The 20,756-nt window shown below is 42.5% G+C and carries 11 protein-coding genes and 1 tRNA gene; 7 read left to right on the top strand and 5 right to left on the bottom strand.

All coding sequences use genetic code 11. The annotated features are described in order from the left end of the window. Positions 1–14: 14 nt before the first annotated feature. From AC57BQ_RS04935 to AC57BQ_RS04920, 4 genes are all read right to left on the bottom strand, one after another. A complete protein-coding gene (locus tag AC57BQ_RS04935; RefSeq protein WP_496405204.1) occupies positions 15–1,478 on the bottom strand; it encodes a RagB/SusD family nutrient uptake outer membrane protein in 1,464 nt (487 codons plus the stop codon). A gap of 18 nt (positions 1,479–1,496) precedes the next feature. Continuing rightward, positions 1,497–4,646, bottom strand: a complete 3,150-nt coding sequence (locus AC57BQ_RS04930) for a SusC/RagA family TonB-linked outer membrane protein (RefSeq protein ID WP_496405203.1) — start codon at positions 4,644–4,646, stop codon at positions 1,497–1,499. 244 nt (positions 4,647–4,890) lie between these two features. After that, complete coding sequence (locus tag AC57BQ_RS04925) at positions 4,891–9,018, bottom strand: hybrid sensor histidine kinase/response regulator transcription factor (protein ID WP_496405202.1); 4,128 nt, start codon at positions 9,016–9,018, stop codon at positions 4,891–4,893. Positions 9,019–9,187: 169 nt separating this feature from the next. Beyond that, a tRNA-Pro gene (locus AC57BQ_RS04920) sits at positions 9,188–9,261 on the bottom strand. A gap of 227 nt (positions 9,262–9,488) precedes the next feature. On the opposite strand from AC57BQ_RS04920, the gene AC57BQ_RS04915 reads away from it, so the two are divergent. Beyond that, complete coding sequence (locus AC57BQ_RS04915) at positions 9,489–10,691, top strand: NAD(P)/FAD-dependent oxidoreductase (RefSeq protein WP_496405201.1); 1,203 nt, start codon at positions 9,489–9,491, stop codon at positions 10,689–10,691. Positions 10,692–10,695: 4 nt separating this feature from the next. Here the strand turns inward: AC57BQ_RS04915 and AC57BQ_RS04910 are convergent, their stop codons facing one another. Then, on the bottom strand, positions 10,696–11,103 hold the full coding sequence (locus tag AC57BQ_RS04910; RefSeq protein ID WP_496405200.1) for a DUF4199 domain-containing protein: 408 nt from the start codon (positions 11,101–11,103) through the stop codon (positions 10,696–10,698). A 253-nt stretch (positions 11,104–11,356) separates the two neighbouring features. Here AC57BQ_RS04910 and AC57BQ_RS04905 point away from each other — a divergent pair, with 253 nt between their 5' ends. From AC57BQ_RS04905 to AC57BQ_RS04880, 6 genes are all read left to right on the top strand, one after another. Further along, positions 11,357–12,334: a YeiH family protein gene (locus AC57BQ_RS04905; protein WP_496405199.1), complete on the top strand. Its 978-nt coding sequence runs from the start codon at positions 11,357–11,359 to the stop codon at positions 12,332–12,334. 94 nt (positions 12,335–12,428) lie between these two features. Beyond that, the gene (locus AC57BQ_RS04900) at positions 12,429–13,574 is read left to right on the top strand and encodes a methionine aminotransferase (RefSeq protein WP_496405198.1); all 1,146 of its coding nucleotides are present in this window, start codon (positions 12,429–12,431) and stop codon (positions 13,572–13,574) included. 113 nt (positions 13,575–13,687) lie between these two features. Beyond that, complete coding sequence (locus AC57BQ_RS04895) at positions 13,688–14,473, top strand: amidohydrolase (protein WP_496405197.1); 786 nt, start codon at positions 13,688–13,690, stop codon at positions 14,471–14,473. Between the two features lie 606 nt (positions 14,474–15,079). After that, positions 15,080–16,354, top strand: a complete 1,275-nt coding sequence (locus AC57BQ_RS04890) for a TolC family protein (RefSeq protein ID WP_496405196.1) — start codon at positions 15,080–15,082, stop codon at positions 16,352–16,354. A 22-nt stretch (positions 16,355–16,376) separates the two neighbouring features. Next, entirely contained in the window at positions 16,377–17,480 is a 1,104-nt protein-coding gene (locus AC57BQ_RS04885; RefSeq protein ID WP_496405195.1) for an efflux RND transporter periplasmic adaptor subunit, read from the top strand. A gap of 123 nt (positions 17,481–17,603) precedes the next feature. Continuing rightward, positions 17,604–20,744 carry an efflux RND transporter permease subunit gene (locus AC57BQ_RS04880; RefSeq protein ID WP_496405194.1) on the top strand — a complete coding sequence of 1,047 codons (3,141 nt, stop codon included), beginning with the start codon at positions 17,604–17,606 and terminating at the stop codon, positions 20,742–20,744. Positions 20,745–20,756: the final 12 nt, after the last annotated feature.

Below are 20,756 nucleotides of genomic sequence, written 5' to 3'. Positions count from 1 at the left end.
GTATATATAATGATTTATGGATTTTGCGTAAGCTTTGGATTGATCTGAATTTCGCGAAGCGGAATCGGGAACAGCATATTCCGGGTTGAGATACTCACTACATTCGGTCCGTTTTTGATCTGGTATTTTTGGAAGTGCGCGTTCATCACATCAACCGCACGGTTTGTCCTCACGAGGTCAAACCAGCGATGGCCCTCCATATTCAACTCCAGGCGGCGTTCGGTTTCAATGGCCAGTCTTAAACTTTCCTGGGTACTGGTTTGATCAGCGGTAAGATCGGCTGCAGCTCCATACGCGCGGCTGCGGATGGCATTTACATAACTAACAGCGCCAGCTGGCCCATTCAACTCATTTTCGGCTTCCGCATACATCAAAAGCACGTCCGCATAACGGATCACGATCCAGTCGTTATCGGCATCAAAGGCATTTGCCGGCACATCCGTATATTTTTTAGTATAGTACGCTGTTGATGTACCAACATACTTCCCTATAGATATATCGCGCCTTGGGTCGGCAGCCGGAAAAGCGTCAAACAGATCCTGCCGTACGGTATTAAAGCCTGATGCACCACCAATTTTGGCAATGGTTGAACCTGTTGCTTCGGGCAAAAACCAGTTGAAGAACGGACTGCCTGTCCCAAATCCTCCTTTAGTATAACGTACCGCAAATATGATCTCTTTATTCAATTCATTGGTTGTGCTGAATATATCGGCATATTTTGGCAACAGATCATAACCATACGGATTGGAGCCTTTTGGCACCAGTTCGCCCAGTTTTGATTTACACTGGTCATATTTTCCTTCAGTTAGGTATACTTTTCCTAACATCGCCTTAGCGGCTCCCCTTGTAGCCCTTCCCAGGTCGGTATTTACGGTATAGGTAACCGGAAGTACGGTTTCCGCATCCTTGAGATCCTGTTCAATCTGCGCATATACATTGGCTGTTGATTCACGGGCATAGGATAAGGCATCGTTTACCGTTGTTAACTCTTTGGTTACCAATGGAACGCCGCCCCAGATCCGTACCGCGTTGAAATAGGATAAGGCCCGTAAAAACTTAGCCTCTGCTATATACCTGTCCCGCAACGTAGCATCCATACTGATGGCTGGCGCCCTGCCAATAATGGCATTGCAGCGGGCTATACTTTTATAGAGGTTAGTCCACATGGTTTGCAGGTTGGGGTTCTCGGGCGCGGTTATAAAGAATTCCAGATCAGACAGGCCAGCGCCCGAAACCAGGGCGGTGCTGTTGTCAGATGGTACCTCGGCAAAAAGATACATGCCCACACCGCCCGAGCCTTTACCATAGATATCCTGTAAGGTACCGTAGGCCGCATTTACCGCGAGGTTTAAGCCGGTAGCATCTTTATACAGATCATCTGCCGATATTTTTGTTGGATCCTGCAGATCAATGAAATCTTTTTTACAAGAACTTTGGAGTAACAATAATAAAACTGATATAGCTAAATATTTTTTCATGACAATTTCTTTAATAACTTAAAAACCAACATTTAATCCGAGTGAAACAGTTCTGGCTATGGGGTACGTACCCTGGTCAACACCATACCGGGGCTGGCTTGATCCCGCCCAAACATTTACTTCAGGATTGTATCCAAAATAATGGGTGAAGGTGAGCAGGTTTTCGCCGGTGAGATAAATACGGGCGCTGCTTACTTTTAATGTGCGTAGCCAGTTTGATGGCAGGCTGTAACCCAGTGTCACATTCCGCACACGCAGGAATGAACCATCAAAAATATTACGGGTTGATACTACGGATACGGATGATGGATTAGGATTTACGGCTCTGGGCGTCATGCCATCGCCCGGATCATCAGGGGAGCGCCAGCGGTTCAGCGCATTGGTACGTACGTTAAATGAACCATTGTAATAGTTGGTATACCTGTCGGCGGCGTTTAATATTTTGTTGCCGTATGATCCCTGCAGCAGGAAACTTAATTCGAAATTGGCATAGTTAAACCTGTTGGTCATGCCATAGGTAAACTTAGGTAGCGGACTGCCGATATTGGTGATATCACTGGCATCTATCTTGCCATCGCCATTGATATCAGCATACTTGATATCACCGGGGTTTGATCCGCCGGCAGCCCATTTGGGGCTATTGGCTACATCATTGGCATCCTTATAAACACCGATCTGCTTATAACCATAAAAACTACTGATCGATTCGCCCGGGACAACCCGTATGGAGTTGGTATACCCAAACGCGGCATCATACCCAACAAAAGAGCCATCGTCTGTTAATGACAGTACCTTATTACGGGTAAAAGAGATGTTCATATCCGTAGTCCATTTGAACCTGCCTGTTGTATTAACCGTTTTCAGGGCGATCTCCAATCCGTTATTTCTTACTTCGCCTATATTGCTCAATATGTTGGTGGCAAAACCCAGTATGGCAGGCACTCCCCTGCTGAGCAGCAGGTTGCTGGTAATACGGCGATAAGCATCAACCGTCAGGTAGATCCTGTCCTGCAAAAAACCCAGTTCAATACCAAAATCAAACTGTTTATTAGTTTCCCAGGTCAGGTTGTTATTGGCAAGAGTAGATGGTGAAAAACCAAACACCTGTGTGCCCGCATTAGCGCCAAAAATATAATTAACCTGTTGCGCGTAGCTCTGTGATGAGTAATCGCCTATATTATTATTTCCCGTAACGCCATAGCTGGAACGGATCTTAAACTCGCTGATATAGGATAAGTTCTGGATGAATTTCTCCTCGCCAATTCGCCACGCTGCCGAAAAGGCCGGGAATACCGCATACTGCTTATTGGTACCAAAGCGCGATGAACCATCCCGGCGTACCGATGCCGAAAACAGGTATTTATCTTTATAGCTATAATTTGCCCGGCCAAACTCTGATACCAAAGCATTGGCGCTATAGGCTACTGAACCCAATATAACCCCTGCGTTGGTTGGATACTCTACAATAGAATTGGTAGTCGTTCCATTTTGCCCATACTGACTCCCCTCATTATAAGTGTTCTTTTGAAAGGAATAGCCTGCCAATAATGATAAGTTATGATCCTTGTTAAATACCCGGGTATAGTTCAAGGTATTTTCTGATACCCAGTTATAATTGGTAGCCTGTGTTACCCTGGCCCTTACGTTGCTGAGTATTGGATTAGAAAGATTGGCTGTTGGCGCATTATCAGACATTAATGTAGCCGGAACAAACCAATTACGATTATTGACGATGGCTTCAAAACCTAAACTGGTTTTAAAAGTAAGCCCTTTAATGATCTCGTAATTTAACGCGGTGTTTGACAACAGACGACCGGTTGAGGTCCTGTCTTTATACAGATCAAGTACAGCCACCGGGTTGTAGGGGTTACCATTAAAGATCTGCCCGTTGCCTGATAAAGTGACCGGCGGGCTTGAATAATCGCCATTAGGGTTCCTTACAGGCAATATGGGCGGTTGCAGTATAGCGCTCAACACGGTACCACCAACGCCCGTTGGGTTAACTCCTATTCCGTTAATGGTAGCGTTATTTAATCCGCCGCCGGTGGCAGTCTGGTCATTTGTGGCATAGGATGGCGCGATATTAAAGCTTAGTTTCAGTTTTTTGGTAAGCGTGGCATCAATACCTGCTCGTAAAGTATAACGTTCAAAATCTGTTGCTTTGATGATGCCGTTTTGTTTGTAGTATGACCCGGTGATATTAAACCGCAACTTGTCTGTTCCACCAGATGCGGACAGCGCATAATTTTGCTGTATTCCGGTTCTGAAGATCTGATCCTGCCAATTGGTGTTAGTTAATTGCGAGGGATCGCTATAAATAGCAGGTACAGTTTTGCCGCCATTGATAAAGGCATCGCGCACATAATCCACATATTGATCTTTGGATAGGACATCTATCTTTTTAGCTACCCGTTGCTGGCCCGTATTGGCTGTAAAATTAAATTTGGTAGTTCCAGGGGCTCCCCTTTTGGTAGTGACGATGATGATCCCGTTACCACCTCTTGAACCGTAAATAGCGGCAGATGCGGCATCTTTGAGCACCTGGATAGATTCAATATCGGCCGGGTTGATCTGGTTAAAATTATCCGGGCTATTAAGCGGATACCCATCAACCACAAACAGCGGACTGTTACCTGCCCCTATCGAACCGATGCCCCGCACCTGTATCACCGGAGCCGAGCCGGGATCGCCGGAGGCCTGGCTGATATTGACGCCGGCTACCTGGCCCGCCATAGCTTCGGCCGGGGTGGCAACTAGTCTATCCTGCAGCTGTTTAGCGTTTAATGAACTGATGGAGGTGGAAAGCAGTTTCTTTTTTTGCTCGCCATAACCCACCACGACGATCTCGTTTAGTTTGATCTCGTCTTCTTTTAATACCACGTTGATGGTGGTACTATCCCCTGCGTCACGTTCCTGGCTTATAAAACTGATATAGCTAAAAACCAGTACAGCCTGTTTACCAGGAATGCTGATACTATAAAACCCTGCCGTGTTGGTCATGGAGGCGGTAACCGTACCTTTAAACCGCACACTTACACCGGTAAGTGGAGCTCCTTTTGAATCGGTGACCGTACCTTTAATAGTTCTGTTTTGGGCCTGGGCCTGGAAAGAGAGCAGAGAAAAAAAGCTGCAGACAGCCAGGAAAATGATTAGTAAAAATCTCTTCATAATGGTTTAAATAAAATTGAGTCAATAAATAGCAGAGCCGGTTATTACCCGGGCTTTGATCGTTACAATTGGTTTGAACAAATCTGCAGATCGCAATTTTGGAAGAGGGCGAAAAATGGTTTTTTATGGGGGTAAAAAATGACTTATTTGATCATTTTTATTGACCAAAATGATTCAATAAAGTGCTTAATGGGATTATTTCCTGACGGTTTTTGACTTAGATCGAGCCGAAATAAGCCATAAATTACGCGTTTGATTCCATCATTTCTGATGGCGATACGCCGTGCTGTTTTTTAAACTCTTTGCTGAAATATTTACGATCGTTAAAACCAACCAGTGATGATACTTCATTAATGTTCAATGCATGTTGTTGTAGCAACATGGCGGCCTTTTTTAAGCGCATGGATTTTATAAAATCGGCGGGCGATTGATCAGTTAACGCGCACATTTTTTTGTACAGCACCGTTTTGCTCATCCCTATCTCGTTACCCAAAGCAATAACTCCAAATTCGGGGTCTTCCATATGATCTTCGATGATCTGCATCAATTTTTTGATGAAGCGATCGTCTGGGGCGCTTATGGGCAGGTTTTGAGGTTGCAGGGTAATTTGCTGGGCGAATTTTTTCCGCATCAGCTCTCTTGATGTCAGCAGGTTATGAACATTGAGCTCTAAGATCCGGGTGCTGAATGGCTTGGTGAGGTATACATCGGCCCCGGTTTCAAAGCCGTTTACCTGGTGGATATGGGCCGCAAGGGCCGTGAGCAGTATTACCGGGATATGGCTTGTTCTTTCATCCGTTTTTATCCTGCGGCAAAACTCCAGGCCATCCATTACCGGCATCATTACGTCACTAATGATCAGGTCAGGGATCTTAACAATTGCTTTTTCATAGGCCTCGGAACCGTTAATACAAGAAATGATCTGATAATCCGGTAAAGATTCCGCTATAAAATTTCTTAACTCATCATTATCCTCTGCCAACAGTACGGAGTACTTCCTATCTCCTCCCTGGGGAGAAGTATGCGTAAGAACGTCAATTTCAGATTGGAGTTTATAGGAACTCACATGATCGGTACTTTCGCTTTCGGGCACCACATGAACGTTATCTGTTGTGGTATTGTTAAACGGCAGCTTTACTGTAAAAACGGTTTCTCCTGCTGTATCCGGCGTAGCTGGCCTGCTTTCTACCGCAATAGTGCCCTGATGAAGCTCAATGATATTTTTTGACAGGGCCAATCCTACCCCTGTTCCCGGTTTTGAATTATCGGGCTGCACCTGGTAGAAATTGGTGAATAATTTATGCTGAAATTCCAAAGGAATACCGTTGCCGCTGTCTGTTATCCTGATTGTTAAAAAGGTATCGCCTTTACTTAATATTTCCAGCTTTATTTTCCCCTGGTTGGGTGTAAACTTAAACGCGTTGGAAAGAATATTGAAAAATACTTTCTCCAATTGATTCCTGTCAGCAAAAAGCATGATCTCCTTTTCTTCGCAAATAAAGTCATACTGTATATTCCTGCTTTCGGCCAACGAAAGGAAGGACAGATATATCTCCTTAATAAATGGCACTATATTATTCTTTTGGATATATAGTACCATATTCCCGGTTTCGGCTTTCCTGAAATCCATCAGCTCACCAATCAAGCGCAGCAATCTTTCGGCATTGCTTTTTATTTGCAAAACCTGCCTGTTCAATACGGAATTATCCTGCGTGTTTTTCTCCAGATTTTCAACGGGTCCCAGGATCAGGGTAAGCGGTGTGCGTATTTCATGGGAGATATTGGTAAAGAAATCGAGCTTCATTTTGTAAAACTCCTGCTGTCTTTCATTCTCCAGGTGCTCATGGTGCAGATCGCTTTCCAGTTTGGCCCTGATGCGGAAAAATTGGATAATCTTGTAGGAAACCGCTACAATCACAATGACATACAGCAGATAGGCCCACCAGGTGCGCCACATGGGCGGTAATACGGTTATGGCAATGCTTCGCCCTGTATTGTTCCATACGCCATCGTTATTGGCTGCCTTTACACTAAAAATATAATCGCCCGGTTCCAGATTAATAAAGCTGACCTCTTTTTGATTCCCAATTACGCTCCATTCATCCCCTTTTGGAAGCCCCGACATTTTATAGGCATACAAATTCTTATCCGGATTGATAAAGTTTAGTGCCGAAAATTTGATGCTGATATTATTATCGGCATAGGATAGAGAAATCTTTGATGTTTCATTAACCGGAAGCTTTAAAGGCGAGTTATTTCCAAAAGCGACTTCTTTATTTTTGATAGCAAAGCCGGTCAGCAATATATCGGGCCTGTATTTGTTTTTGATTATCCTATCCGGATAAAATGCGGTTACCCCATTCATTCCCCCGAAAAGAATTTCACCGCTACCTGTTTTAATACCTGCGTTACTTAAAAACTGGTTACCGGGTAAGCCATTGGCCGAGTTATAATTGGCAATCTGATAATCTGAAGGTTTTAATGGAAATTCAATATTATTAAGACTTACTTGCGACAGGCCATTATTGGTGCTTATCCATAATTTGCCATGATTATCTTCAACTATTGATACCACCACATCATCAATAAGTCCGTTCTGTTGTTTAATGGTATAAACTATATTGTTTTTGGGATCTAAATAACTAAGTCCGCCTCCATCAGTGCCTATCCATAGTATACCCCTCGAATCTTTAAACAAACACAGCACATTATTCTTTCCCAGTCCGGCCCGTTTTTGCCTTTTATAAATAGTAAACGTTTTGCTGGTTTTATGATAACAGTTTAAACCATTTTGAGTTGCTATCCATATATCGTCGCCATCATGCAGTAAAGCGTTGATATAATTATCACTAAGCCCGTCATTTTTACCAGGAATACTGATGATGGTTTCGGATTCATGACCATCAAAATTCACAAACCTTAAACCGCCGCCATTGGTTGCTACCCAAATGCCGTCCTGATCTGTTGCAAAGGCGTTAATTAGTTTGGCGCCTGTTTTATTATTAATTATCTCCAGATCAATATACCTGATACTCCCATTCCTGGTATCAAACTTACATAGGCCATCTAAAGTCCCCAGCCATAAATTACCAGCCTGATCTCTTGTCATGGCTTTAATCTCATTGCTTAATTTATGCTTCTTAATATCCGTTACCGGGTAATACCGGGCAATTGCCTTATTCCTGTTGATGTAATTAAGTCCTCCACCTGAGGTTCCTATCCACAAGCCTTCGTCCTTGTCTTCAACAATGGCGTTGGCCAATGGCTTGTTTAAGCCAATGTTATTCCCTATCCGCTCGCCTATGTTGGTAAAATTTGAATTGCCGGGATAGTAAATATTGATGCCGCCCGCATAGGTGCCAATCCAAACATTGCCGGTTTTATCCTGCATTAAGCTCCATACAGCGTCGTCACTAATACTTCTGTAGTCTGCACTATCATGATTATAATTCGAGAATGCTTGTTGCTGCGTATCAAAAATGGCCAGTCCATTCCGGGTGCTTATCCATACCTTATCGCTCCTGATCAAAATGTCATTGATCCAGTTGGAGGGCAGGCTGCTGGCATCGTTTTCCTGGTGTAAATACCTGATGCAATAATTCTTTTCGGCATTATAGCGGAACAATCCGTTTTCCTCGGTCCCAAACCAGAGGTCGCCCCCGGGGCCTTGCTTAATTACGACGATCTTAGCAGCCGATAACTCCTTATTCGCCTGTAATATGGCTGGCAACGGTAACACTCGCTTACTTTTAGGATCAAATCTTTTTAATCCCTGTTTAATACCTGCCCAGATCGTTTTTTTGTCATCCTCTAATAAGGCAAAGGAAACACCCTGGTATAAGTCGTCTTCACCTGTTTTTTGCCACAAGGGTATATTTTCAAGCCGGTCATTAGTTGCGCTTACCTGTTTTATGCCCTTAAAGGTTGATACCCAGATGGTGCCATAACTGTCCTGCTGTAATGTGGCTATATAATTTGCCCCCCCTTTGGCGGTTGATATGCCGACGTGACGAAATTGTTCGTTTTTTTGATCATACAAATTCAAACCACCCGAAGTGCCTATCCATAAGTTCCCCTTCCGGTCTTCGTAAACTTTGTTTATCCGGTTATGGCTGATGCTGGTATTGGTGGTGTCATTTTGCCTGAAGTTTCTGAATGTAGTACCATCGTACCTTGACAAACCACTCCAGTTGCCAACCCATATGTAGCCGTTTTTGTCCTGCAAAATAGTTGATATAGGGCTTTGAAAAAGGCCGTCTTTGTAGGAGATATGCTTAAACCTGATAGCTGTTTTTTGCGCAAAAGCGCTTGAAAAGCAAATAATAAATGCATTAATGATCAGCCCTATAATTAAAACGGATTTAAGCCTCATTACCTTTTATAAACCCATGAATCTATGGGACTTGGGTTCAAAGCAAATATACGAATGCATAAGTTACAAATAACCAAACCACAAATCCAGTTTTAAACATTCAGGAGAAAATTTTATAAAAACAAAAACCGCCTTTAAATTTCTTTAAAGGCGGTTTGCTTTGGTATCGTCGGGATGGCAGGATTCGAACCTGCGGCCTCCACATCCCAAATGTGGCGCGATACCGGGCTACGCTACATCCCGTTTCCGATTGGGTTTGCAAAAGTAGGATTTAAAATCAAGTTACAAAACTTTTTTTCAAAGAAGTTTCAAGTTAAATGCTAATGCATTCATTAGCACAGATTTGAATTTAAAAAAAAGTTCTATACTTATCTTTTTAAGACATTATAGCTGTAATTTAAAGATATCAGGAGCTGTTAAAACTTTAAATAGCATGCCATGTTGTTCAAGCAACCTACTGAAAAAAGTATATGAACCTTTACGAACAGCATCCTTATTGGTTAATGAAGAACGGCATCGTAGCATCATACCCCTCCTTACAACAGGATCTGCAGGTGGATGTAGCCATTATGGGTGCCGGCATCAGCGCGGCTTTAACCGCCTGGCAATTACGAAACTCCGGATTAAAGATTGCTGTGTTTGATAAAAACCATGCAGGGTTAGGCAGTACCGCGGCAAGCACAGCCTTTTTGCAATATGAAATTGATACTCCGCTTACTACATTGAAAAATTTAGTTGGCGAAGCTGATGCTGTAAAAAGTTATGAACTTTGCCGTAAAGCGATATATGATATTGGCGATCTCTGCAAATCATTTAAACCGGCATTTGACTTTCACCTGAGGCCAAGTTTGCAATATGCCAGCTTTAAAACCCATACAACCCGTTTGCTGGAGGAGTTTAAACTACGTAAGAAACATGGTTTTAAAATAGAGTGGCTTGACCAGGTAGATGTGAAGAAAACATTTGGTTTTGATGCTCCTGCAGCCATGCTTTCGGCAGATGGTGGTGAAGTTGATGCTTACTTGCTTACCCATGCTTTACTCAAAAGCTTTCAGGATGCCGGTCATCAAGTTTACAATAACACAGCTATCAATCATATTGAACATACCAGGCAGGGTGTTACGCTGCTTACAGCAAATAACTTAACCATAAAAGCAAAAAAACTGGTTATTGCCTGCGGCTATGAAAGCCTGCAATATATCCCCAAAAAAATTGCGGATATCAACTCTACCTATGCCCTGGTTTCTGAACCTATAGGTGATGAGTTTTTTTGGCACAAGAACAGCCTGATATGGGAAACTGCTACGCCATATATGTATTTCAGGGTGGTCAGCGAGAATCGCATCCTGGTAGGCGGGCGCGATGATCCGTTTCATCATCCGCATATTCATCCATCAATAATTAATCGGAAAACAGAAATGTTAAAGAAGGCTTTTTTAAAGAAGATGCCGCATATTCCCTTAGTGCCTGATTTTAGCTGGGCGGGCGCGTTTGCATCAACAAAAGATGGCTTGCCCTACATTGGTTCTATACCTGAAAGACCAAATACTTTTTTTGCCCTGGGTTTTGGCGGTAATGGAATCACTTTCAGTGTAATAGCCGCAGGAATTATACACGATATGATATTGGGTAAGAAAAATGCCGATGCTGACATTTTCAGATTTAACAGGTGATAACTTATTCCAGTTTACTTGCCCTGTTCATCAGTGCAAGCGAAACAGCTATGCAAATCAATATCCCGATCAACGCCCCGCCCAGTAAACGACCGGAAAAACCCAGGAAGTTATTACCCTGATCAACATAATTAAGGTAGACGAGCCCGGCTAGACAGGCAACGATACCACCAATGACTAATATTCTGAAACTTTGGAAAAGGGCCTCGAAAAAACTAAGACTATTGCCTTTTTCATTTTCCTTATAACTCTTCACTCCCATGTAAACCCCTATCATTGGTATTAAAATAGATAAATACTCAATAGGGTAAACATGATTACCTGAATTGCTGTAACCAAACGTGTGCATCACGAACAGCCAGGTTCCGCTAAAAACACCTACAACTAAACCGCTAACAAATGCATTTTTCATGAGTTGTCAAAATTTGGCAGGACAGTTAAATTTACGTATTAATAAAAGAAAAAGCAAGACTAATTGTTCAAACATATAAGTATTTTACAGAAACAACATTTCCTTAGGCCATAACATTTTAGATAGTTAATTACTCTTGGTTGATTATAATCTAAGTTCAGCATATAACTAAAAGTTATTCAGGATATCACTTTGTGATAAAAACCGTATGCATTAATGCCTCACCTTTGCGGTGTATTAAAGAAGACATCACATGCATACTCAGAATCAATTCGCTAATAATTCCCATAACTTAATATTGAATGTAAGTGCCAATGCACGCATAGTAATATTCATCATCTGTACAGCACTTTGTTTAACCTCATTGATAAGCCCGGCAGTAGCGCTGTTAATGGGGCTTATCATAGCCCAGTTCACCGGTCACCCCTATCTTCATTTAAATCATAAGGCTACTCATTTGTTGCTGCAAATATCTGTAGTAGGTTTAGGCTTTGGCATGAATGTTCATAGCGCGTTGCAGGCCGGTAAAGAAGGTATTCTGTTTACTATCGCATCCATTACCTGTACCCTGATATTTGGGTATTTGACAGGCAAATGGTTTAAGATTGAAAAGAAAACGGCTTACCTCATCTCGTCAGGCACGGCTATATGCGGCGGCAGCGCTATAGCGGCGATCTCCCCGGTTATCAAAGCCGAAGAAAAACAAATATCAGTTGCGCTGGGATGTGTTTTTATCCTTAATTCTGTAGCATTATTTATTTTCCCGGTGATCGGGCATCATTTAAACTTATCGCAAAACCAGTTTGGTTTGTGGTGCGCAATAGCCATTCATGACACCAGTTCGGTAGTAGGTGCAGCCGGTAAATATGGCACCCATGCTTTGGAAGTTGCTACTACGGTTAAACTTGCCAGGGCTTTATGGATAATACCTATAGCTTTTCTATCCTCATTCCTATTTAAAAACGATTCACGAAAAATTAAGGTACCGTATTTTATAGGCCTGTTTATTCTGGCTATGATTGTTAACACTTACCTACCTGCCATATCCATTGTTAGTCCCTATATTATAAAAATTGCCAAAGCCGGGTTAACGCTTACCTTATTCCTTATCGGAGCAGGTTTGTCCCGTACAGTTCTGTTATCCGTAGGTTTCAGGCCCCTGTATCAGAGTATATTATTATGGATAGCCATATCTGCAAGTGCCTTATATGCAGTAACACATTGGGCGTAATTAATTTTCATATAAGAATAAATAATTTCAACAAACAAAAAAAACGTGTTTTTACGTATGGGTGGTTACCGTTTTTTGTTTATTTTTAGCCCCAATGATACCTGTTGTTTCAAAACTCCCCCAAACTGGCACAACCATATTCACCATCATGTCGGCCCTGGCCAACGAGGTTGGTGCAATAAATCTTTCGCAGGGTTTTCCTGATTACGATTGTTCTCCAGAGCTTATTGAATTGGTGAATAAGGCTATGAAAGATGGCCATAATCAATACGCCCCGATGGCCGGTGTAATGGGCCTGCGCGAAAAAATTGCCGAGAAAACAGAAAAGTTATACGGAGCTGTTTACAATCCGGACACCGAGATCACGATAACTGCAGGGGGCACACAAGCTATATTTACCGCCATCAGCGCAGTTATACACCCCAATGATGAGGTGATCATTTTTGAACCTGCTTTTGACTGTTACGCTCCTGCCATTAAACTGATGGGGGGCGTTGTAAAATCATTAGCACTTGAACCACCAAACTATCGGATTGCCTGGGATATGGTAAAAAGGTTGATCAATCATAAAACTAAAATGATCATTCTTAATTCGCCTCAAAACCCAACATCAACCATATTACACCGGCAGGATATTGAAGAGTTGAGTGCTATAGTTAAAAACCAGGACATATTGATATTGAGCGATGAAGTGTATGAACACCTGATATATGATGGCGAAATCCACCATAGCATGGCCCGGTATCCCGAACTGCAACAGCGCAGTTTTATAGTAGCGTCATTTGGCAAACCCTTTCATGCTACCGGCTGGAAAGTAGGCTATTGTATGGCACCCGAACACCTGATGACTGAGTTCAGAAAGATCCACCAGTTTTTGGTGTTCGCGGTAAATACGCCTATCCAATATGCCATTGCCGAATATTTAAAAAATGAAGAAACCTATTTGGGTTTACGCGACTTTTTTCAACAGAAAAGAGACTACTTCAGGAAGGGGCTTGAACAAAGCCGTTTTGAGTTATTACCCTGCTACGGATCATACTTTCAGTCAGTCCGTTACAGCAATATAACCGATGAAAAAGACGCTGACTTTGCTATTCGCATGGCGAAGGAAAACGGGGTGGCCTCTATACCTGTTTCAGCCTTTTATACCAAGGGAATTGACCACCACGTGTTACGATTTTGTTTCGCCAAAAGGCAAGAAACCTTAGATAAAGCCGTTGATAGGTTGTTGAAGGTTTAATTTATGGTTAATATATTGTTTATAAACCATAGTTTTGGTTAATAGCAATAAGACTGGGTGATTGTAATTCAATTACAGAGATCTGTCATCTATGAACTACTAAAATACTGCTTATGGATAATCTTAAAATTACTGTTTTTCAAGGCTACCTTTTCTGGGAAAATACTGATAAAAATTTACAGAATATATCGCTAAGATTATCAGGTGGTATACGTGAAAAAACCGACCTTATTATATTGCCCGAGATGTTCAGCACCGGTTTTACCATGGATGCCGATAAACTGGCAGAGCCCATGGATGGCAAAACTATGAAATGGATGCTCAAAACGGCAGAGCAATATGATTGTGTAGTAACCGGCAGTATTATTATAAAAGAAGGTGATAAATTTTACAACCGCCTTATCTGGATGCGCCCAGATGGCAGTTATAAACATTATGATAAACGTCATCTTTTTGCATTAGGCAAGGAGCATAACACCTACACAGCAGGTACCGAAAAGCTTTTTGTTGAACTTAAGGGATGGGTAATTTGTCCGGTTATCTGTTATGATCTTCGTTTTCCGGTATGGTTGCGTAATATTAACGAAAACGCTTATGACCTGCTCATTGTAGTAGCCAACTGGCCCGAACGCAGAGCCTTACACTGGCGCACCTTGCTGCCTGCACGCGCTGTGGAGAACCAGAGCTACGTAATTGGCGTAAACCGCGTGGGTCATGATGGCAACGAGGTTTATCACTCCGGCGATTCAACCTGTATCGACCCGAATGGTAACGTAGTATATTATAAACGTGATGAAGACGATGTTTACACTTTTTCGATCATAGCCGATGAGGTTAAGAAAGCCCGTCGCGCTTTGCCTTTTTTAAAGGACGCTGATGGGTTTGAAATAGAAATCTAACTGTTGCTATCCCAATCAGGAATAAGAGAATTAATATCGAATAATGAATTTTGAATTTCCAACATCGAAATCATTATTCCATAGTCTGTACCTGATATTATACTTCATAACCCTTATTTAACGTGAGTTCGATATAAGAACCCCTTTATGTCATTTCGACAAACAGCGACGGACAACACGAAGGCGTGAGGAGAAATGACAATCTTTAAGATCCCCTCAGAACTCCTCTCATCGTTATAAAGTGGGTTTACACATAAACCCATTTTATAATGATAAAATACACATATTTATTTGATTATCAATTAAATATAATAATGTAAACCATAAAAAGTGTAAACCATGTAAACCCACTTTTTTAACAAACACCCCCGCCTGTTTAGGGGAGAATTAGTTGTAAACTAATTTTAAAAACTTCATTTAAGATACTTTTATAACATTTATATTTAACTGTATATAAACTTCGTACACTTCCTGATGTAATATATTGTAGTTTATATTGTATCGCTAAGACTTATATTCTAAGTTCTTTTAATTATATCATTAACCCATCTTCATGTAAAATTCATACCTATTATGAATTTTTGTACTGTTGAATAGACGAGGACTATGTATAAAATAAAACCCCTGCTTTTTTTATCAGTCGTACTTTTTACTTTTAGTACTGCCCGGGCCCAGGCCCAAACTGACACCGTTAAGCTTACCTTTCAGGATGCTGAGAAACAATTTCTTGAAAACAATTTAAGCCTTTTAGCCCAAAAGTATAATGTAGAAGCGTCGAAGGCACTCATACAACAGGCTAAGCTATGGGATAATCCGGTATTAAGCACCGATCAAAACATCCATACCGGTGGCAGCAATAAATTCTTTGACCATAGTAAAGGTCAAGGACAGGTATTTGTGCAATTAAATCAGGTATTTACCACTGCTGGTAAACGCGGCAAACAGGTACAAATGGCCAAAGATGATGCCATGGTGCAGGAGGCCGCTTTTAATGATCTTATGCGTAACCTGCGGTATAATCTCCGGCTCGATTTTAGTCAGCTGGCTACGCTTAACGCCCAGGAGAAAGTTTATCAGAACGAGATCACTTCGGCCACTAACCTGGTTAAGGCCATCCAAAAATCATACGATGCTGGTAATACATCCATGAAAGACCTGATCAGGCTTAAGGCTTTGCTTTTTGGATTGCAGAATGACATGATAGAGAACAGCCGCCAGATCAATGATCTGCAAACCGAACTAAAAACTTTGCTGCAAACCAAGGAGACCGCTTTTGTTGACCCCATCATTAATGATAACCCAACGGAGAATGTAGCGCTTGATATTCCTTCATTAATTGAGCAAGCCAAAACGAGCAGGCCCGATTATCTGTCGAACCAATACCAGTTGAACTCGGCCACGCATAACCTGGCTTATCAGCGGGCATTGGCGGTTCCAGACATTACTATTGGAGCCTCGTATGATAAAAACAGCAATTATGCCCCTAACTATTATGGTTTGGAGATCGGTTTGCCCCTGCCCTTTTTTAACCGTAACCAGGGTAATATCAAATCGGCCAAGTATAACATCCAAAGCCAGGAAAGCACTTTAAAACAGAGTGAGCTACAGCTTAAAAATGATGTGGTTGCCGCTGTAAATCAATATAAATTAAATCAGCAGCTGTTTACTACGCAGCAGGTTGAATTTAATGAGCAATACGATAAATTATTTAGCAGCATGCTCAAAAGCTTTCAGCAACGGCAGATCAGCCTGATTGAGTTTGTCGACTTTTTTGATACTTATAAAGACACGAAGCTTAAGATCTTGCAACAGCAGTATAATCTTCAAAAGTCTATTGCTGATCTCAATTTTGCTGTTGGTATTCCTGTAATTAAATCCTGATAATTTTTATAAATATAAAATAATGATGAAAAGAGAAACGCTGTTGTCCGGCATCTCCGCTTTACTATTACTTGCCGCCTGCAAAGGCAAACCCCAGCCTGTGGCAGAAAATCTACCTGTTACCGTTAGCGACTCGATGGCGCGTATGATCACTATTGATACGGCTAAAACCACTGCTATGAAAGAGGAACTCAGTCTTTCGGGTGAGGTATCATATGATGATAACAACGTGATCAAAGTATTCCCTTTCGCTGGTGGCCAAATACAAGAGGTTAAGGTTTCCCTGGGTGATAAGGTTACCAAGGGCCAAACACTGGCTGTGATGCGGAGCGCAGATATTGCCGGTAATTATACCGACCTGACAGCAACCCGGTCAGATCTGGCCATTGCCAAACGTCAGTTGGAGCAGGCAGAATACCTGTACAAAAATGGGATATCAAGCGAGCGCGACTATACAGAAGCCAAAGAAAACTATAATAAAGCAGCGGCTGCCAGTACCAAAGTTCAGCAGCAAATTGCTATCAATGGCGGCGGCAATACCTCTGCAAGCGGTTCGCTGATCATTAAAGCACCTGAGAGCGGTTATATCGTCGAAAAAAATATTACAGCCGGAAGTTTTATACGTCCGGATAATAGCGGCAACATGTTCACCATCTCCAATATGAAAGATGTATGGATATGGGCCAATGTGTTTGAATCTGATATCAGCAAAGTAAAAGCAGGCTATACCGCAAAAGTTACTACCGTAGCTTATCCGGGTAAAGTATTCATCGGTAAGGTTGATGCTATCAGTTCTGTTCTTGATCCCGATAACAAGGTCATGAAAATAAAGATCGTGCTACCTAACACCGATATGTTGCTGAAGCCTGAGATGTTTACCAATGTGGTGATCTCCAATAATGACAAGGCCCAATCGGTAGCGGTACCGGCGAAGGGGGTTATTTTTGATAACAGCAAATATTATGTAGTGGTATACAATAGCAAAAGCGATTTAAAAGTACGCGAAGTAAGCGTGATTAAAACGGTTGATGACGTAAGCTATATCTCATCGGGCTTAAATGCCGGCGATAAGATCATATCTAAAAATCAGTTATTGTTTTATGATGCGCTAATGGGTGATAAATAGATTTTTTATTGGTATCAAGTAGCTAGTATCAAGTATCATGACTTTAAATACAAAACACCTGACACTTGATACTAACTACCTGATACAGATCTTGATACTCGATACTAATTACTTGATACTAAAATGAATAAATTCATTAAAAATATAATCTACTTTTCATTAAGGCACCGCTACTTCGTGTTTTTCATGACGCTGGTACTGGTAGTGCTTGGTATATGGAGCTACCTTAATACCCCTATTGAAACGTTCCCTGATGTTACCAATACGCAGATCATCATTATAGCGCAATGGCCGGGCCGAAGCGCCGAAGAGGTCGAAAAAATGATCACCATACCTATGGAGACCGTTTTAAACTCCGTACAAAAAAAGGCTAACCTGCGTACTACCTCCTCATTTGGTTTATCCTATGTCCGCATCATTTTTGATGATGACGTGGATGATGCTTTTGCCCGGCAACAGGTCTTGAGCCGCCTGGGTAATGCTGATCTGCCTGATGGTGTAAAACCCGAAGTAGAACCACCTTACGGCCCTACCGGCGAGATATACCGCTACACGCTTAAAAGCCGTACCAAAACCATCCATGAACTTACCGCCATTCAGGATTGGATCCTGGATCGTCAGTTTAAATCGGTACCGGGTGTTGCCGACGTAAACAGCTTTGGAGGTGAAGAAAAAACCTACGAAGTAAGTGTTAACCCTGCATTGCTTCAGAAATACAGCCTTACCTCGCTGGACGTGTACAATGCCATTAACCGCAGTAACATCAACGTAGGTGGCGATATCATTGAAAAGAACGACCAGGCCTACATTGTACGGGGTATTGGTTTGATCAACAATATTGATGAGATCCAGAACATCATCATCAAAAACGTAAATAACGTACCCATACTGGCCAAAGACGTTGCCGAAATTAAGGAAAGCGGTCTGCCCCGTTTAGGACAAGTAGGGCGCGACAAGCATAACGATGTTATTGAAGGTATCGTAGTGATGCGTAAAGGCGAAAACCCCGCCGAAGTTCTAAAACGTATCCGGGATAAAGTAGCCGACCTGAACAATAACGTACTACCCAAAGATGTTAAGATCGACACTTTTTACGATCGTACCAACCTGATGGATTTTTGTACCGAAACGGTTATCCATAATCTTTGCGAGGGCATTATCCTGGTTACCGTGATCGTATTCCTGTTCATGGCCGACTGGCGCACTACGCTTATTGTGGCCATCATTATACCACTTGCGCTATTATTTGCCTTTATATGTTTACGCTTAAAAGGCATGAGCGCTAACCTCCTCTCGATGGGTGCCGTCGATTTCGGTATCATCATCGATGGTGCCGTGGTGATGGTAGAAGGCATATTTGTAGCCCTCGACCACAAGGCCAAAGAAGTAGGGATGCAAAAGTTTAATGGCCTTGCCAAGCTGGGGCTGTTTAAAAATGTAGGCTCCGAAATGGGTAAAGCCATATTCTTCTCCAAACTCATCATCCTAACCTGTCTGGTGCCCATTTTCGCTTTCCAAAAAGTTGAAGGTAAAATGTTCTCGCCATTGGCCTACACCTTAGGCTTCGCGTTATTGGGAGCACTGATATTTACCCTTACATTGGTACCGGCCCTATCCAGTATATTACTGAGTAAGAACGTTAGGGAAAAACATAACCCTATTGTTATATTCTTCGAGAACGGCATCCGCCGGATGTTTAATTACACCTATCGCAACCAAAAGCTAAGCTTAATTGTGGCGGTATCCTTTATGGCGGTAACCTTCTTCTCTGGCAAATTTTTAGGCAGCGAATTTTTACCACAGCTTAACGAGGGCGCTTTGTGGGTAACAGCGCAATTACCCATGAGCACGTCTCTGGAAAGCTCGGTTAATGTCACCAACAAAATGCGCGACGTGCTGTCAACCTTCCCCGAGGTAAAACAGACCCTGTCGCAGGTGGGCCGTACTAATGACGGTACCGATCCTAAAGGTTTCTTTAACGTACAGATCCAGGTCGATCTGAAACCCAAAGACCAATGGGAAAGTGGCTTGACGCAGGAACAGCTGATCGCTAATATCGATAAAAAGCTCAGTCAGTTCCCGGGTATCATCTTCAACTATTCGCAGCCTATTATTGATAACGTTGCCGAGGCCGTTGCCGGTGTACCGGCATCCATGGCGGTAAAAATATTCGGTCCGGATTTTAGTGTGCTCGACCATAAGGCCGACTCTGTAATGGATGTCCTGAAACATGTCCAGGGCGTTGAAGATCTTGGCGTGCTGCGTAATTTGGGCCAGCCAGAATTCAGGATCGAACTTGACCAGCGTAAAATGGCCCTTTACGGTGTATCTACGGCCGATGCCAATGCCGTTATAGAAATGGCCATTGGCGGTAAAGCAGCTACTACCCTTTACGAAGGTGAGCGCAAGTTTGATATTCGGATCCGCTATCAAAAACCCTTCAGAGACACGCAGGACAAGATCGAAAACCTGATGGTACCTACCATGAACGGGGCTAAGATCGCTATCAAGGAAATATCAAACATCACCACCCAAACCGGGCCGGCCTTTATTTATCGCGATAATAACATGCGTTATATAGCGGTTAAATTTTCGGTGCGTGGCCGCGATTTGGGCAGCACCATCGCCGAGGCGCAGCAAAAAGTAAATGCCGCCGTTAAGCTCGACCAGGGCTATTCCTTTACCTGGAACGGTGAATTTGAAAACCAGATCCGCGCTTCAACTACTTTAGCCCATGTGGTGCCAATATGTTTGCTGGTTATATTCCTGATCTTGTTTATCACCTTTGGCAATGCCAAAGATGCTGTACTGGTTATCATGAACGTACCATTCGCGCTTATTGGCGGTATCCTGGCTCTGCATATTACAAATACCAACTTTAGTATATCCGCAGGCATTGGCTTTATTGCCCTATTTGGTGTTTGTATCCAGAATGGTGTGATCCTGGTATCCGTTTTCCGGAAGAACCTCGAAGAGCGCATGCACCTTAACGAGGCTATACTGGAAGGCGTAATTTCGAGGGTTCGACCTGTAGTAATGACCGCCCTAATGGCAGCCATTGGTTTATTACCCGCGGCAGTATCAACTGGTATTGGTTCCGAAACCCAAAAACCATTAGCCATCGTGGTGATCGGCGGTCTGGTGACCTCGACCATATTAACATTGCTGATATTGCCGATCATTTATGCCATTGTTTACCGACTGATCCATCGTCGCGAAAACCGTAAGCTTTTGAAAAAAATGGGTGTTGTACGTAATGCTTAAAAACTTTTTAAA

The organism is Mucilaginibacter sp. BGA-UO-ETr-C110, from assembly GCF_059567985.1.
Note: the sequence above shows the minus strand (reverse complement) of the source record. Positions and strands in the feature narration are given on the sequence as shown.